This window comes from Paenibacillus sp. FSL A5-0031, from assembly GCF_001956295.1.
GTDB lineage: Bacteria > Bacillota > Bacilli > Paenibacillales > Paenibacillaceae > Pristimantibacillus.
The window spans coordinates 73,337-89,778 of record NZ_MRTD01000017.1 but is presented as its reverse complement, the minus strand read 5'-3'; the positions used below and the strand labels follow the sequence as shown (position 1 = coordinate 89,778).

Below are 16,442 nucleotides of genomic sequence, written 5' to 3'. Positions count from 1 at the left end.
GAACCTTTCATTTGATAAGGAACAGGACGTACAGGTATAATGCCAATATGAGCTACAGCATAGGAGGACAAAGATCATGCGTTTTGTAAGCAATAATGGCATCACCGACCCAACGCTTAATTTGGCATTAGAGGAATATATATTGCGTTCATTGCCTGACAACGATGACTACTTGCTTTTCTACATAAATGAGCCATCCATCATCATTGGCAAAAACCAAAATACCGTCGAGGAAGTTAATGCAGATTACGTCGAGAGCAGCGGGCTTCACGTCGTCCGCAGACTCTCTGGAGGGGGAGCCGTCTACCACGATCTCGGTAACTTGAATTTCAGCTTTATTATGAAGGATGACGGTAAGTCCTTCCACAATTTCAAGAAGTTCACCGAGCCCGTTGTACGCGCGCTTCAAGAACTGGGTGTAGACGCCGAAATGACTGGCCGAAATGATCTACAGGTTGGCGAGCGAAAAATATCCGGCAATGCGCAATTTTCGACGAAGGGCAAAATGTTCAGCCATGGAACGCTGCTGTTTAATTCTGAAATCGAAAATGTTGTATCTGCGCTGAAGGCAAATGCTGAGAAATATGTATCAAAATCAACGAAGTCGATCCGCAGCCGCGTGGCGAATATTACAGAGTTTTTGAAGGAGCCTATGACGATAGAGCAGTTTAGGCAAAGACTGCTTCAGTCCATCTTTGAGCAATCTGCTGAAATCCCGTTCTACGAGTTATCTGAACAGGACTGGCAAAATGTGCACAAGCTGGCGGAAGAGCGCTACCGCAGCTGGGAATGGAACTATGGCCGTTCTCCATCCTTTAATGTACAGCAGAAGAAACGAATCGAAGGAGTCGGCACCTTTGATGTTCGTCTACAGGTTGAAGAAGGATTGATTGTAAACGCCGCTATTTACGGGGACTTTTTTGGCCGTGGCGACAGCAATGAAGTTGCTCAGAAACTGATCGGCATTCGTTATGAAGCTTCTGCTCTAAAGCAGCTTACAGCTGATATTGATCTGCCCTTCTATTTTGGTCCGGTAACGAAGGAACAATGGCTTGAGTTAATTTTGTAAGCAGCATGCAAACAGCCCCTTGCCATATGCGAGGGGCTGTTTACGTAATCATTGAAGGAGAGATTATGTTCACCCTTCATCCCCGCTCTCTTTATCCATTGAAACGTCGATATAACCGATTTACTGCTGCTGACATCTTCTCATTTTCCTTCCCCTTGCGCTCCAGGTTTTCCTGATCTGCCCTCTCAAGCGAAAGCAGGATTAATCCATAACCAACGGCTGAAAGCGATGCTGAAAGCTTGGCCAGTTCTTCAGACTTAATCTCTTTTTTATCTGCCATCCACTTTTCTCCTTTTATATTGAAATTTTTGGGGAAACTTTTATGTGATAAGCTGAATCATCATGGTCAAAGGTTTAAAGCAGCTCTTCCTTTTCCTCTTTTGCTTTTATGACGGCAAACAATCCAAATAAATCGCCAATGACTAATATAACTGCAGCCCATATAGCAAGGTCATCAGACGATAATTCAGTTATCTCCGGTTTTGTTGTCGTTTTTGGCATTCGGATTAAGCTCCTTGATTTCATGTGATGATAACAGCCTATGCCAAGGAGCTGATTTGGGTTTGGGCGTATGCCGCTGTGTCTAGAAATAAAAAGGACGACAGCAAGAAACCCCAAGCGGTTCGCTCGGGGCTTTCAACCAGTTATACCATTCTGAACTTAGAGACATGGCTTTGCAAATCACCTGCTGCAGCATGAAGCGTTGTTGCAGATGCTGTTATTTCCTCCATGTATGCTAGCTGCTCTTCGGTTGCTGCAGATACGCTTTGCGTCAATGCTGATGATTCATTAGCCTGCTTCGCGCTGGCTGAAGTGGAAGCAGCAACGTTTTGCGAGCCTGTAGATATTTGTATGGATGACGCAGCAATCTCTTGAATTTGGCTCGCTACCTCACTCACTGAACTGCGGATAAGCTGGAATTGGCTGCTTGTCTCGATCAATGAACGCTTTCCCTTTTTCACTTCATTTTTCCCTTTATCCATCATAGAAACAGCCTGCATTGTATTGTTGCGTACAGTGCCGAGCAGCTTAGACGCTTTTTTTGACGCTTCTTCCGATTGTTTCGCTAAGTTTCTAACCTCTTCCGCTACTACAGCAAACCCTAAGCCATGTTCCCCTGCCCTTGCTGCTTCAATGGTTGCATTTAATGCAAGCAGCCGAGTCTGACCCGAAATGGATGCAATTAATGCTACGATGTTCTCGATGTGCTGCACGCTTTCCTTCACAATTTCCATCGAATTCGCAGTTTCATCGACGATTTGATCAATGCTGCTCATGTCTTGGGTGGCAAGCTCCATGTAGGAATGTCCGCCATCTACGATAAGAATGGCTTGCTCTGACGTTTCCGAAATCACCGTTACCGCGGATGTTATGCTTCTAATTGCTTCGACAATGTCCTCCATCGCTGTTGAAATTGCTTCTGAGCCTTGCAGCTGCTCCTCTGCTGATGCAGCAACCAGCTGCGTCGATTCAACGATGTAATACGTAGCTGCTGAGGTTTGTTTGGCTCCTTCACGCATCTCCTCCGAGCTTGCTGCCAGCTGCTTCGCAGCCTGATTGACCTGCTCTATCATCTCCTGCAAACCGCTTCTCATACTATCAAACGAGTCTGCTAATGAACCGATTTCATCTTTATTTCGAATGTGAAGAGGCGTGCTGCGCAAATCACCGCTGGCTACGGCCACAGCTAATCCCGACAAACGTCTAATGGGAATGGAAATATTTCTAGAAAGCAGCGTACCCAGCAGCAGCGTCACCGCAATAAGGAGAATACTTCCGATAAGCATAGAAATATTTGACTGATTAACTTCCCTATCGTTTGCCAGTACCTTTTCCGCCATAACGTTCTCTTGTTTTTGAGCGAGTTTAATCGCATTGGTGCGAATTAGCTTCGCCAAAGGGAAAACGCGTGTATTGGCATAAGAAGTGGCCTTTAACTGCTCCACATCGTTAAACGCTGCTATCCGTTCCATGTATTGATTGTTCCAGCCCAGAAGGGCGTCAAGCGCTTTAATATCTTCCTCATTTTGTATTAAAGCTTGTGCTGCCTTTGCTTGACTAACAATATCCGCACTTACCTCATCCATTTCTTTTAACGTGTCTTTATTTTTATTCAATAAGTAATCGCTAAAGCTGCTATTGAGCTGAACGGCATTTCTTTGAATAGACTCCATATTCATAAGGACGGCTACATTATTGTTAATAAGATCATTATAGGATCTATTAAGGTTATTGAGATTATAAAAAATAAAGCATAATAGAAGCATAATAAAAACAATTGCAGCAAAAAAACTGCCGTATATCTTATTGGCTATCGTTAATTTACGTTTGCTCCCAATATTCAATTTCATCTATGCCGTCCTCCTTGCGTTTTCTGCGGGGCAATATGTACTTCATGAAAAAGCTTTAAATAAAAGGGCTGCCGCTGGCAGCCCTTTATTTATTGCTATAATTTAATTTTTCTTAAGGAGCTTGCTAATGATAACGGCTGCTTGCGCTCTATTAGCTATGCCTTTTGGAGCATAGGAGCCATCCGTCATACCGTTGATCACGCCTTGCTCTGTCAGAAGGGCAATTGCTTCTTTCGCATACGATGCCATTTTAGCTTGGTCGCTAAATTTACTTAAGGCACCCTCTACGTCACTTGCTGCTGCATCCTTATTGATGAGCTTCAAGGCGTTGGCAGCCATAATAGCCATTTCCTCACGTGTAATTGGTCGGTTAGGATCGAATTTGCCCTCTCCTACACCTTGAGCCAGTCCTGCTTTCACCGCTGCAGCTACTGAAGCGTAGTACCAATCCGACGTTTTCACATCACTGAAGTCTGCCGTAGCACTCTCATCCCCTAGTTGATAAGCGCGAACAAGCATGGTCAAAAACTCAGCTCGCGTTACTTGTTTAAGCGGTGCAAATGATGTGCTGCTAATACCTGTAATAATGCCTTTTCCAGCCAACTCCTTAATTGCGTCTCCAGCCCAAGCCTCGACAGCTCCTAAATCTTTAAACTCAGGAACGGCAACTGGCGTTGGCGTCGGTTTAGGAGTCGGTGTTGGCGTTGGTGTTATAACTGGATTTGGTCCGCCGGTGCCTGGGTCCGGTGTCGGAGTGACAACTGGATCTGGTGTTGGTGTCGGTGTTTCAACCGGGTCCGGTGTTGGTGTCGGTGTTTCAACTGGGTCCGGTGTCGGTGTTGGTGTTTCAACTGGATCCGGTGTCGGTGTTGGTATTGGTGTTTCGACTGGATCTGGCGTTGGTGTTGGTGTTGGTGTTACAACAGGTCCCGTCTCCTCAGCAGATGCCGCAGCGAATATTGCATTGGCTACTACTCTGAACTGCTTTTGCGGATGTGCTCTGTTCAGCAAATCATTCGCAAATAACGTGACATTAATTTTGCCTTTTTTGTAGGTGAAGCCAATCGTTTTACCTTTTACTTTATCATTTCCAGGCCACCAGCCTGCTTTAAAGAAGTCAGCATCTGTGCTTGCCGTTGCCAACACCTTCGCATTTGCAGGAGTAGAAGTGATCCATGAACCCGATGCGGTGTAGAAGTATTCTTTTGTATCATACGCAGCCGTAATCAAATGCGTCTGATCCAGCTCTGTTTTGAACAAGCCTTCATGAGAGCTTCCTGTCGTTGCGAAATCGAATCCTGGCAGCAGCGTCGAACCCTTCATCGTGTTCATTGCCGATCTTCCGAATCCAATATAAGGCTTGCCCTCACCGATCAGGTTCGTGCTTGCTTGTCCGCTTGTGTTAATCAGTACATCGCTTGCCGCCATATCCGTTGTCACAGGGAAGCCCAAATCTTTTAGAACAAAAGCAGGGACTCCTGTTGCGGATACTGTCGTTAATTTCAGCAGCGGCCCTTCCTTGCTGTTCTTATTGTCAAAAGCGATCACATCTAACAAATATTTTTTGGAAATAGACTGGAGATCCGCTTTGGAAACGAGGAAATCTCCTAATTCATAACCTGCAGCACCTTTGCTCAGCATCGTTACTGCTTTCTTAGCTGCAAGCAATTCATTTACTGCTTTAATGGCCGCATTGCTTGTATTTCTAATGACATACTGTTCTGCGTCGCCTGGAATAGTCGTCTCTGGAATTACGACTCCAGTAACGCTCGTCGTTTTACCGGAGAAGGCTCCATCCTGACGTACCACATAACGATCAAAACCTCTCATATCAGCAAAGCTTTGAACGATCTCGGCATACATTTCAGAGAAATCCGATACATCAAAGCCATCATACAAGACGAGGTTAGCGTAACCCCTCTTCGCTTGCTTCATGTTGACAACGTAAGAGCCAATTGGATAAACGACCTCGCCAATCGTCACAGGTGTCGTGGTTTGTTCAACTTTGACGCCATTGCTCAGCAAGTACTGAACCATTTCATACGTTGCTAGGCGGTTTTTTTGCAATTCGCTTGCTACAGGAAGAACATAATAGTCTGGGAAGAAATTAGTTTCTGCACCGCGCGGTCTGCCAATCTCTTGGTCAGCAGCATTCGTCAAATATTTATCAACGGTACGGCTGTCTGTATTCTCGACTCCGCGTTTATAAACTTCAAGCTGGTTCAAAAACAATTTTTCTTTGTTTTCTACTACATATTTTGTTGCAGCAACGCTCGCATAGAAGAGTGCAGTCGTTGAATCCTCGTTAAGCTCTGGTATTTCCAGCGTGTGACCTAATGCACCATGGTGCATCGCATAAACAGCTGTATACGCAGGAGATGCATCGTCCCAGCCTGATTTATTAGGTCCGTTGTTGTTTTGATGAGATTCATACGGAATTTCGTAGCTTGTATATTTGGTATTAGCAATACCTGCTTTACCCATCGCATTCGCTTGCTCGAGCATGCTGCCAATCAATAGATCGTACTCGAAGTTCGGATCATGCGGCGGCGTACACGGCTCGATCAGGAAGCTGCCTACGAAACCATGCATATCCAAGAAGGAAAGCGGCGACCATTTGGCAATTTCTTTCGTTACGATTTTTGTTTCGGGCTGCGTTTGATAGGAATTATCGCGGTTCAAGTCAAACGAGTTGGCATTTGCCCGCGTATTCAGGGAGCGTCCATCTGGATTTTCCGTGAAATTCATTAAGAAAATAGCATTTTCAAGCGCATCATTTACGTTTAACGTAACAGGCAGCGGATTAGCAGCATCCTCGTTCGTATTAAACGTGATGTTATCCTTCATCCCCATTTCCCGGAAGAAGTTAAGAATAACGTCAACGCCAGGCGCTTCATCCGGATGGATGTTGTTAAGCCATACTGGAACTTTATAGTCTGTGAACGTGCCATTTTTGATTTTATCCTGCAAGCCCTTCGGATCATTCATCATAGCAGGCATCGTTTCATTTAAGTATTTGTCTACAGACGCTTTGTCCTTTGCCAAAATCGTAAAATATATGTTTCTGCCCTGCACGGATTGGCCAAGAACCTGCGTTTCGACATAGCGATTATTTTTCGCATTAATTTCTGCTGTAATCGCGTCAATCTCTGGTTTAATTTCATCATACGAATGATAGCTGTCATACACATTAAGCTTAATTGGTGCTGTCGCGATGGTGCGGCCATTCTGATCTAGAACAGCAAAATCACGAGTACCAAGCATTGCCGGGTATCTGGAACGATGAGAACCTGACAAGTTGGTTGTGTTGTAAATAAGGTCAAACGTAACTTGCGCTTTAACCGTCGTTCCATCCAGCACTGGCGTCCCTTCCAAATAGATGAATGGGTCTCCCGAATACGAGTTCGTGCCCCACTTTTTCCATTCGGTCAGAGGTTTCTCGCCATAGCTCCATTTCAGATCTGCAAGCGTTACGCCTGCCGGCAATTCGAAAGAAACGTCAATCGTTCTTTTTTCTGTTATGGATGCTTTATCTTTGCTTAGTTGAAGCTTCTCAGGTGCAAGCTCTTCTACTTCTAGAAGAATGCCTGTCAGCAATTTTGTAAATGTGGTTAAATGCTCTTGGATTCTTCCCGGGTAAGCAGATTCGATGTAATTAAGAGTATCTTTTGCTGTGTGCCATATCTCTCCATCCAGTGTAGTTTGCGTATAACCATCCTTGTCGCCAAGGGTCCAGTTCGTCGCTTCCAAGTAGGCATAAGGAATGCCTGCTTTCGAGAATGGCGCATGATCACTCCAGTCACCTGTTGTGCCAGCTGGGTACTGAGGATTTTCGCCTGGATTGGTAATGACGGAAAGATCAAGGCGATCAGCAATGCTAAGGCCTAGGTCACGAACGAAACCTTTTGAGCCTTTGCTGCCATAAATGTACATATTGTCACCGACAGCCACACTATCGAGGTTAATCATCGCAACTGTGTTTTTCTTATCTTCTGCAGTCATTTGAGACACATAATATTGAGAACCTCTAAGTCCTTGCTCTTCCGCGCCAAACGCAATGAATTTAATCGTATACGGCGTAGCTAGCTTGGACACTGCTTTCGCTGATTCCAGCATAACCGCTACACCTGATGCATTATCATCAGCACCTTTGCCTGCATTGACGGAGTCATAATGCGCGCCTACGATTATAACCTTTGGCGAGGTTCCTACTTTAGTCGCTACGATGTTATTTGAATTAACCGTTGTCCCACTGCGAGTATAGCTGAACGGCTGAACCGCAGTATTAAAGCCTAATTTTTCAAATTCAGCCTTTACATAATTTCCGGCTTCAACCTCTTTCGTTGTACCCGCAACACGAGCACCGATTGTGGTCGCCATATAATTAAGATAATCATAAGCACTTTTGCCAACCGAATCTTCCGGCTCAGCAAATGCAGAGACGATCAGCGGCTCCGTATCCGAAGTTTCTTCCAGCCCCGTTGTTTCTGGAGCGACTGCAGTCTCCTCAACAGGAACCGAACCTGTATCGGCACCTTCCCGCGCATATGCAGCACCAGGAGCAATGATAGAGAAAATGAGCATTAAGGAAAGCATGAGTGCGAGAAGCTTTTGAGAGATAATCTTCTTAGACATGTTCTTCCTCCTTTTTTGTCTAGCAATTAATCCAATAAACAGAGTGCAGCCAAATGACAGATTAACAATGCTATACTCATCACTCCCATTCCGCTTTTGCGTTAATCAATTTTGACTTAATCTAGGATGCGCCTTATGTATATGTGGGTAAAGCGTCAAAATTTGTATACAATATACTTCTTTACGTGAGATAGTGTAACATCAACATTCCATATAGACAATGATATTTTCAGAAATTCGATCAAAATTCGATAAAAATCAATCTTTTATGTTATTTTATATAACATTAAACCTTAAGAATACCGACCATTATTCATTCATAGTTTAATAGACGTAAGCTTAGCTTGCGTGAACAATAGCATATAATCATGTCCGCCAGCCTTTGAATCTGTACCCGACATATTAAATCCCCCAAAGGGATGAACCCCTACTAACGCTCCCGTACATTTACGATTAATATACAGATTGCCGCAATGCATTTCCTGCAGCGCTGCTTGAATACGATCCTCTTCTGCCGAGAAAAAAGCTCCTGTCAGACCAAACTCCGTATCATTGTAAATATGAATAGCCTCCTGCCAATCCTTCGCCTTAGCTATGGCTAGTACAGGCCCGAATATCTCTTCTTGCATTAACGAATCTTTTGGAGCAACATCAGCGAATACCGTTGGCTCTATGAAATAGCCGCCCTCTATTCCTTTTCCTCCGCCTACTATTAATCTACCTTCACTCTTGCCTCTCTCAATAGCATTCAAAATCTTGTCAAAAGAAGCTTTATCAATAACAGGCCCGATTGCCGCATTCTCTTCCGGTGAACCCATAACAAGCTTGCTCGTTCTTTCTTTCACTTTTTCAATTAGCTCATCATACACATCTGCTACAACAATGGCTCTTGAGCCTGCCGAGCATTTCTGTCCTTGAAACCCAAATGCAGATGCTACAATAGCATCAGCAGCAGCATCGATATTGGCCGTTTCATCTACGACAATACCGTCTTTCCCGCCCATTTCCGCTACAACTCGCTTCATCCAGATTTGTCCCGGCGCTTGTTCAGCTGCCAGCCTATTAATACGCAGCCCTATTTCCTTCGAGCCTGTGAAGCTAATGAATCTGGTCTTTGGATGGCTAGTCAAGTAGTCGCCGATTTCTGCACCGCTTCCCGGCAAATACTGAATAACATCAGCAGGCATCCCCGCCTCCACCATCAGCTCATAGAACTTGTAAGCAATAATCGGAGTTGTAGATGCAGGTTTCATAATAATCGTGTTGCCTGCAACAATAGAGGCACTAGCCATTCCAGCGCATATTGCCAGCGGGAAATTCCAAGGCGGAATAACAATCCCAACGCCCAGCGGAATATAAGTCAGCCGATTGTCTTCACCTGCCAGCTTAACCAGCGGTTTTAGCTCATTGGTTTCCGCTAATTTCAACATTTCACGTGCATAATAATCCATAAAATCAATCGCTTCTGCCGTATCCGCATCGGCTTCTGCCCAGTTTTTACCCGACTCAATTACGAGCCACGCCGAAAAATAGTGCTTCCGCTCCCGCATGAGCGCTGCGGCTTTCATCAAGCAGCTCGCCCGTGTCCATACCGATGTATGTTTCCACGTTTCAAAAGCAGCAAGCGCTGATTTCATCGCCTGTTCAGCTAATTCTCGGCTCGCTTTTGCCACTTCGCCTACTACTTCATCCGACTTTGCCGGGTTGCGTGATACGATATAATCAGAGGTATGAACAGCATGACCTCCAATATGCAGCGGATATTGCTTGCCTAATTCCGTTCTCACATGAGCAATTGCTTCCAGAAAGGCAGCACGGTTCTCAGCATTGCCAAAATCAGTCATCGGTTCAGTAACAAATGGCGTTACATTCCATTCTCTCATTGTCATTCCCCTCTACTTCCACATATTTTTCAGTACAAACCAAACGTTATCAGGTCGTTCTGCCAGTCTTCTCATGAAATAACCAAACCAATCTTCACCGTAAGGAACATAGATTCTTTCTCTATAACCATCGCGAACGAGTTCATCCTGCAGCTCCTCGCAAATGCCATAAAGCATTTGGAACTCGAATTGCTCCACTGGAATTCCCTGCTCTTTGATGAACCTTTTTGCGGTCTCAATGATGGCACGATCATGGGTCGCTATCCCTGTGTAGCTGCCGCTCTGCAAATGCATCTTTATTAATCTCTCAAATGATTGATCGACATCCGTTTTCTGCGGATAGGCAACCTCTTCAGCTTCTTTATAGGCGCCCTTCACCAGTCTTAGGTTGGAACGATTAAGTCCTAGCTCATGAACATCCTGCTCCGAACGAAACAAATAAGCTTGAATAACGATACCTACATGGTCATATGACTCTCGCAGCCTCTTATATAGATCAAGAGCAGGCTGACAGTGAGAGTAATCTTCCATATCGATTCGAACAAAAATGTTCATTTTTGCAGCGGCATCCAATATCGTTCTCATATGCTCCTCGCACAGCTTGCTGTCCAGATCCAGTCCTAAGCTTGTAAGCTTTAAGGATAAGTTCGCATTTGCATTAGAAGCAGCAATTGCCTTAAGCGTGCGCAAGCACATATTTGCCGAATGGGCTGCCTCTTCCTTGCCTCGAACAAATTCACCTAAATGATCTAAAGTTGCCATTTTTCCTTGTTTATTAAGCTTCTTGACCGCTTCAATGGCGCTGCTTATTTCAACCCCAGCTACAAATCGGCTAGCTCCTAGCTTGAGCCCATATTTACGCGCCAAGTTCCCAATCCGACTGCTTTTTCCGAGAGTCAGAAAAAAGCTCCTCATCATTTTTTCCATAGTGAACCCTCGTCCCCTAACCGCCTAGATTCTATATGATTCGTTTGCCAAGCAGAGAGGTCGCCATCTCAACCGCAAGACGAGAAGTACGCATGCCTACATCCAGCAGAGGATTTACTTCCACAATATCCATAGAGGTTACGCGGCCTGTTTCAGCTAGCAGCTCCAGCGCTAAATGCGCTTCGCGATAGCTTATTCCGCCTGGAACCGGCGTTCCTACACCGATAGCTTCCGCCGGGTCCATACAATCCATATCAAAGCTTACATGCACGCCATCCGTACCGCTGCTCACAATCTCTATCGCCTTCTCCATGACTGCCTTCATGCCCATTCGGTCAATGTCATGCATCGTGAAGCAAGCGATTCCTTCTGAGCGAATAAGCTCCTTCTCGTAATGATCCAAATCACGCGCTCCGATAATCACTACATTTTCTTTCTTAATGAGCGGTCCAGCTCCCGGTATATCGGAAAGCTTAAATTTCCCTAGACCCATCGCTACCGCAAGCGGCATACCGTGCATATTCCCGGAAGGAGTGGTCTCCTCTGTATTCAAGTCGCCATGCGCATCAAACCAGATAATGCCCAAATTATTGTAATGACCAGTCAAACCAGCTAACGAGCCAATTGCAACACTGTGGTCCCCCCCTAATACGAGAGGAAAAGAGTCCGCAAGCACTGCGCGATAGACCTGTTCACCTACTAGCCCGCTCATCTCTTTCACTTCAGGAAAATATTTCATCTTGGGCTGCTTCGGATCAAGCACGCCATGCCTCGGGCAGCTGACCTCGTAGTTGCCAACTAAATCAAATCCCATGCTTCTGATTTGACGCGCAAGCCCTGATTGAATAATGCTTTCCGGTCCAAGCTCCGATCCTGCGCGGCTTCCGCCCATCCAGAACGGAACGCTTATGAGTCTCACTTTTTTGCTCGCCATAAAATCCGTCCTCCCCGTCTTGTTAAGATTCGCTTCCCCAATGCTTCCCATAGTGAACATCCCTTCCTTAAGCTGTCTCCGTCCGCAAATTCATCCCTTATTCGGATTGAAGCACAAGCACAATCCTTTCTATCGCCCAATCGATCTCTTCTTTCGTAATAATGAGCGGCGGCGCGAACCTTATGGTCGTGTCATGTGTTTCTTTGCACAAAAGCCCTTCCGCCATCAGACGTTCACAGTATGGCCTCGCTGCTGTATCAAGCTCCAAACCGATAAACAAGCCCTTACCGCGAATTTCCACAATATGCGGTGAACTAATTTCAGCTAATTGTTCTCGAAAATATTTCCCCAGTTCATCCGAACGCTCTGCCAGCTTTTCCTCCTCAATGACATCAATCGCTGCTGAAGAGACCGCACAAGCCAGCGGGTTGCCGCCAAACGTAGATCCATGCGAACCAGGCTCAAAAACATTTAAAATCGTATCGTTTGCGGCGATTGCCGAAATGGGCATTACCCCGCCGCCCAGTGCTTTGCCCATAATATAAACATCTGGTGTTACATCTTCCCAATCGCACGCAAAGCGTCTGCCTGTACGTCCAAAACCGGTTTGAATTTCATCGGCCACGAACAGCACATCATTTTGTTTGCACAATGCATAAGCTCCTGTCAAATATCCTTCCGGCGGAATAATGATGCCCGCCTCCCCTTGAATCGGCTCAACGAGAAAGGCAGCTGTATTTGGCGTAATCGCCTGTTCAAGAGCAGCCAAATCGCCATAAGGAACTAGCTTGAAGCCTGGCGTAAATGGCCCAAAATCCTTTTTGTATTCCTCCGTTGATGAGAAGGAAGTGACCGTTATCGTCCGACCATGAAAATTGCCCATACAAACGATAATTTCCGCTTGGTCGTGCTCCACGCCTTTCTCACGATATGCCCAGCGACGAACCGCCTTAATAGCGGTTTCCACTGCTTCTGCCCCCGTGTTCATTGCCAAAATTTTATTTTTACCCGTGTAATTAACGAGCTTTTCATAAAACTCGCCCAGCTTATCATTGTGAAAAGCACGTGAAGTGAGCGTTACTTTATCCGCTTGATCCTTAAGTGCATGAATAATCTTTGGATGCCTATGACCATGATTAAGAGCGCTGTACGCACTAAGCATATCCATATACCGATTGCCTTCAGGGTCGTTCACCCAGACACCTTCAGCCTCCGAAATGACGATAGGCAGCGGATGGTAATTGTGTGCGCCGTATCGATCCGACTGCTCCATGACAACCGCTGTAGATTTGGTAGATGTCATATCGATGAAATCACTCCCTGTAAATTTGTATACAATATTCAATTACTGTTATAAAAAAACCTGGATTGATTATTAACCACCAGGAATTTACAAACTAAACGACCTTGCTGCTATAAAACCTTTGCCAAAAAATCTTTTGTTCTCGGATGCTGAGGATTTTGGAATACCTTCAGCGGCACTCCCTCTTCAACAATGCAGCCGCCATCCATAAACAGCAGCCTATCGCCAACCTCGCGGGCAAAACCCATTTCATGCGTTACAATAACCATCGTCATTCCGTTTTGAGCAAGCTTCCGCATGACTTCAAGCACCTCGCCAACCATCTCAGGATCAAGTGCTGACGTTGGTTCATCAAACAGCATCACGCTAGGCTGCATGGCAAGCGCTCTCGCTATCGCAACACGCTGCTTTTGTCCGCCTGAGAGACGATCTGGATAGGCATCTTTCTTGTCTTCGAGCCCCACTAAGCGCAGCAGCTCCACAGCTTCTACATTTGCCTGCTCTTTGCTCAGCTTCTTTAGTTTACGCGGAGCAAGGGTCAAATTTTCCAAGACGGTCATATGCGGAAATAAATTAAAATGCTGAAACACCATGCCCATTTCTTGACGAATCCGATTTAACTCCGACTGTTTATTTATAATTTCACGATCATTCAGCTGAATATGACCAGCCGACGGCTCCTCCAATCGATTCAAACAACGAAGAAAGGTGCTTTTCCCTGATCCGCTTGGTCCAATAACAACAACAACCTCGCCTTTGCGAATTACCGTGTCTATCCCCTTCAATATTTCGTTTTTTCCATAAGATTTGCGCAGCCCTTTTACGACTATCATCAGCTTCTCAACTTCCTCTCTAGCACAGCAAGCAGCCTGGATAATGTAAATGTCATGATAAAATATAAAGCGCAGGCGATTAACAACGGCTCCATCGGCGAGAAGGTGACGCTCTGAACCGTCCGAGCATTGAACATCAGCTCCGCAATACCGATGACGGATATAAGCGAGGAATCTTTTATAATAATAATGAATTCATTGCCGATTGCCGGCAGCATATTGCGGAAAGCTTGCGGCAGCACGATGTACCGAAGCGCCATACCTCTGCTCAGCCCTAAGGATCGAGCCGCCTCCGTCTGACCTTTGTCGATCGCTTCGATTCCCGCACGGAACACCTCAGCCATATAGGCAGAACTATTAATCGTAAGCGCTACCACTCCGGATATAAAGGGTGGAAGATTTATACCAAAACCAGTCAGTCCATAATGAATAATAAAGATTTGCACGAGCATCGGGGTTCCTCGTATGATCTCGATATAGGTAGAGGCCAAAAACTTAACCGGCCAGATGCGCGAGATTCGCATTAATGCAAAGACAACCCCAAGCACTGTGCCTAGTGCCACGCCGAAGAAAGACAGCTCCAGCGTGACCAAGGCTCCTCTCAAAAAAATCGGCCAATACTCAGCCATGAAACCGAAGTTTAAATCCATATCCAACTACTCCGTCCGCTCTTTATTCGCCAACCAACTCATTGGCCTCAACGACATAACGATCAATTTCGCCGCTTTCCTTCAAACGAGCAATCGTTCCATCAATTTTATTAAGCAAATCTTGGTTGCCCTTCTTAACAGCTATGGATACGCCAGCTTCTTCTACGGGCTGCTCAATCTTCACTTCAGAAACTGCAATATCCGTTTGGGCCACTGCGTATTGATCCGCAACCGGTTTTTCTAGAATAATGGCATCTACACGACCGCTCTTCAGCTCCAAAATCAGTTCAGGAATTTTAGCTAAAGCCGTTAGCTTCGCATCGGCGATTTCCTGTGCAATGCCTTCTTGAATCGAACCTTTTTGAATACCGATTTTTTTGCCTTTTAAATCATCCAATGACTTGAATTGCTCAGCTTGATCCTTTTTCACCAAAACGCCTTGGCTAGTCAGGTAATAGATTTCAGAGAAATCAACGTTCTTTTTACGTTCTTCCGTAGGCGTCAGACCCGAAATAACCATATCTACTTTTCCTGTATCGAGTGCAAGCAGCAAACCATCAAAGTCCATATCTTGAATTTTGAGCTCAGCATTCATATCTTTTGCAATCTCTCTAGCAATTTCAATATCAAAACCTACGATCGTATCTTTACCGTCTATTATCTTATGGAACTCAAAGGGTGCGTAATCTGCACTTGTGCCAAGGGTAAGCGTCGTTTTCTCTACTGCTGGAGGATCTGTTGCCGCGTTATTGTTCGTTGCAGCTGGCGTATTTTCCTTATTGTTTTGACCACATGCCGAAAGGACGACCATAACCGAAATAAGCAGCAATGATAATTTCTTTTTCATTTCCATCTCTCCCAATTCATTATCTGATTTAGTCTAAAATCCCCCGAATTGAATACGGAGTTAAATCTGTATACAATATACATATATGATGGTAGTAATTATAACATCGGTTTCCACTATCTACAATGTTTTTTTATGAATCTATTAAAAATAGTTATTTCTATGTGAGTTATTATGACACCTTTCGACATATTCATACGCTTGTCTAATATCTGGATCAGATGATAAAATAGTGAAATCATCTACTGTACGAATGCATATTCAATTACCTAAGACATTTCTCTATCCCATATAAAAGTTAAACAGCAAACAACTTCACCTCATTAAAGTAAGTTAGAACAGGGGAACCTACATGCAATCACCTAAATACCAATCGTTAAAAGACCATGTTTACGAGTATATCGCTCAAAAAATCCAAGATGGCACATTACTGCCGAATCAAAAAGTTAATGAAGCTGAAATTTGTAAAAAACTAGATATAAGCCGTACGCCTACCAGAGAAGCATTATTTCAACTATCCTCCGACAATCTCCTAGATTATTTACCTAGACGCGGCTTCACGGTCAAAGCCTTCGATTCCAAGAAAAAACTCGATTTTTCCCGAATTATTGGAGTGTTGGATGCACTCGCTGCTACCTTGTGTATTGATTTGCTTCAGCAGCCTGACTTCACCGAAATGGAAAGGCTTGTCGACAAAATTGATCTTGATATTAGCAAGCTGTATTTTTCCGATTATCATATGGACCAATATAACTTCCATGATATTTATATAAAAAAATGCGACAACCCTGTATTAATTGAAACGTTGAATTCATTAAAAAACAGCTTTATTCGTCAATCCTATGCAAGTGAAGACAAACCAAAGCTCGCAAATGTGCTAAAGGAAGTAAATGCGGAGCATCGAAAAATTCTTAACTTGTTCAAAGCGAAGGATAAAGAAGCCTTGGAAGCTACGCTTAAGCATCACTGGCGCATTATTGATACCGAGATGCTCTAATGCCATACAAAAA

General features: G+C 44.7%; 13 protein-coding genes. 2 read left to right on the top strand and 11 right to left on the bottom strand.

Annotated elements, in window-relative coordinates:
* The first annotated feature begins 76 nt into the window (after positions 1-76).
* Positions 77-1,069, top strand: a complete 993-nt coding sequence (gene lplA / locus BK120_RS25780; RefSeq protein ID WP_076270374.1) for a lipoate--protein ligase — start codon at positions 77-79, stop codon at positions 1,067-1,069.
* A 91-nt stretch (positions 1,070-1,160) separates the two neighbouring features.
* Here lplA and BK120_RS25775 read toward each other — a convergent pair whose 3' ends face one another.
* The 11 genes from BK120_RS25775 to BK120_RS25730 all read right to left on the bottom strand — a co-directional run bounded on the left by BK120_RS25775 (position 1,161) and on the right by BK120_RS25730 (position 15,432).
* On the bottom strand, positions 1,161-1,349 hold the full coding sequence (locus tag BK120_RS25775; RefSeq protein ID WP_076270373.1) for a hypothetical protein: 189 nt from the start codon (positions 1,347-1,349) through the stop codon (positions 1,161-1,163).
* A 74-nt stretch (positions 1,350-1,423) separates the two neighbouring features.
* A complete protein-coding gene (locus tag BK120_RS35530) occupies positions 1,424-1,570 on the bottom strand; it encodes a hypothetical protein (RefSeq protein ID WP_179089894.1) in 147 nt (48 codons plus the stop codon).
* Positions 1,571-1,713: 143 nt separating this feature from the next.
* Positions 1,714-3,420: a methyl-accepting chemotaxis protein gene (locus BK120_RS25770; RefSeq protein ID WP_076270372.1), complete on the bottom strand. Its 1,707-nt coding sequence runs from the start codon at positions 3,418-3,420 to the stop codon at positions 1,714-1,716.
* Between the two features lie 102 nt (positions 3,421-3,522).
* Entirely contained in the window at positions 3,523-8,055 is a 4,533-nt protein-coding gene (locus BK120_RS25765) for a M20/M25/M40 family metallo-hydrolase (protein WP_076270371.1), read from the bottom strand.
* A gap of 317 nt (positions 8,056-8,372) precedes the next feature.
* Positions 8,373-9,938 carry an L-glutamate gamma-semialdehyde dehydrogenase gene (pruA, locus tag BK120_RS25760; RefSeq protein WP_372239026.1) on the bottom strand — a complete coding sequence of 522 codons (1,566 nt, stop codon included), beginning with the start codon at positions 9,936-9,938 and terminating at the stop codon, positions 8,373-8,375.
* A 12-nt stretch (positions 9,939-9,950) separates the two neighbouring features.
* Positions 9,951-10,865 carry a proline dehydrogenase family protein gene (locus BK120_RS25755; protein ID WP_076270369.1) on the bottom strand — a complete coding sequence of 305 codons (915 nt, stop codon included), beginning with the start codon at positions 10,863-10,865 and terminating at the stop codon, positions 9,951-9,953.
* Positions 10,866-10,896: 31 nt separating this feature from the next.
* Positions 10,897-11,799: an arginase gene (gene rocF, locus BK120_RS25750; RefSeq protein WP_076270426.1), complete on the bottom strand. Its 903-nt coding sequence runs from the start codon at positions 11,797-11,799 to the stop codon at positions 10,897-10,899.
* 97 nt (positions 11,800-11,896) lie between these two features.
* Entirely contained in the window at positions 11,897-13,102 is a 1,206-nt protein-coding gene (locus tag BK120_RS25745; RefSeq protein ID WP_076270368.1) for an ornithine--oxo-acid transaminase, read from the bottom strand.
* Between the two features lie 110 nt (positions 13,103-13,212).
* A complete protein-coding gene (locus BK120_RS25740) occupies positions 13,213-13,935 on the bottom strand; it encodes an amino acid ABC transporter ATP-binding protein (protein WP_076270367.1) in 723 nt (240 codons plus the stop codon).
* Positions 13,935-14,585, bottom strand: a complete 651-nt coding sequence (locus BK120_RS25735) for an amino acid ABC transporter permease (RefSeq protein WP_076270366.1) — start codon at positions 14,583-14,585, stop codon at positions 13,935-13,937. The genes BK120_RS25740 and BK120_RS25735 overlap by 1 nt, the downstream gene beginning before the upstream one ends.
* A 22-nt stretch (positions 14,586-14,607) precedes the next feature.
* On the bottom strand, positions 14,608-15,432 hold the full coding sequence (locus tag BK120_RS25730; RefSeq protein WP_076270365.1) for a transporter substrate-binding domain-containing protein: 825 nt from the start codon (positions 15,430-15,432) through the stop codon (positions 14,608-14,610).
* A 352-nt stretch (positions 15,433-15,784) separates the two neighbouring features.
* On the opposite strand from BK120_RS25730, the gene BK120_RS25725 reads away from it, so the two are divergent.
* Positions 15,785-16,429 (top strand): GntR family transcriptional regulator, encoded by a 645-nt coding sequence (locus BK120_RS25725; RefSeq protein ID WP_076270364.1) that lies wholly within the window; start codon positions 15,785-15,787, stop codon positions 16,427-16,429.
* Positions 16,430-16,442: the final 13 nt, after the last annotated feature.

Coding starts and splice junctions, on each gene's coding strand:
- lplA (WP_076270374.1), top strand. CDS start 77: ATGCGTTTTGTAAGCAATAATGGCATCACCGACCCAACGCTTAATTTG.
- BK120_RS25775 (WP_076270373.1), bottom strand. CDS start 1,349: ATGGCAGATAAAAAAGAGATTAAGTCTGAAGAACTGGCCAAGCTTTCA.
- BK120_RS35530 (WP_179089894.1), bottom strand. CDS start 1,570: ATGCCAAAAACGACAACAAAACCGGAGATAACTGAATTATCGTCTGAT.
- BK120_RS25770 (WP_076270372.1), bottom strand. CDS start 3,420: ATGAAATTGAATATTGGGAGCAAACGTAAATTAACGATAGCCAATAAG.
- BK120_RS25765 (WP_076270371.1), bottom strand. CDS start 8,055: ATGTCTAAGAAGATTATCTCTCAAAAGCTTCTCGCACTCATGCTTTCC.
- pruA (WP_372239026.1), bottom strand. CDS start 9,938: ATGAGAGAATGGAATGTAACGCCATTTGTTACTGAACCGATGACTGAT.
- BK120_RS25755 (WP_076270369.1), bottom strand. CDS start 10,865: ATGGAAAAAATGATGAGGAGCTTTTTTCTGACTCTCGGAAAAAGCAGT.
- rocF (WP_076270426.1), bottom strand. CDS start 11,799: ATGGCGAGCAAAAAAGTGAGACTCATAAGCGTTCCGTTCTGGATGGGC.
- BK120_RS25745 (WP_076270368.1), bottom strand. CDS start 13,102: ATGACATCTACCAAATCTACAGCGGTTGTCATGGAGCAGTCGGATCGA.
- BK120_RS25740 (WP_076270367.1), bottom strand. CDS start 13,935: ATGATAGTCGTAAAAGGGCTGCGCAAATCTTATGGAAAAAACGAAATA.
- BK120_RS25735 (WP_076270366.1), bottom strand. CDS start 14,585: ATGGATTTAAACTTCGGTTTCATGGCTGAGTATTGGCCGATTTTTTTG.
- BK120_RS25730 (WP_076270365.1), bottom strand. CDS start 15,432: ATGAAAAAGAAATTATCATTGCTGCTTATTTCGGTTATGGTCGTCCTT.
- BK120_RS25725 (WP_076270364.1), top strand. CDS start 15,785: ATGCAATCACCTAAATACCAATCGTTAAAAGACCATGTTTACGAGTAT.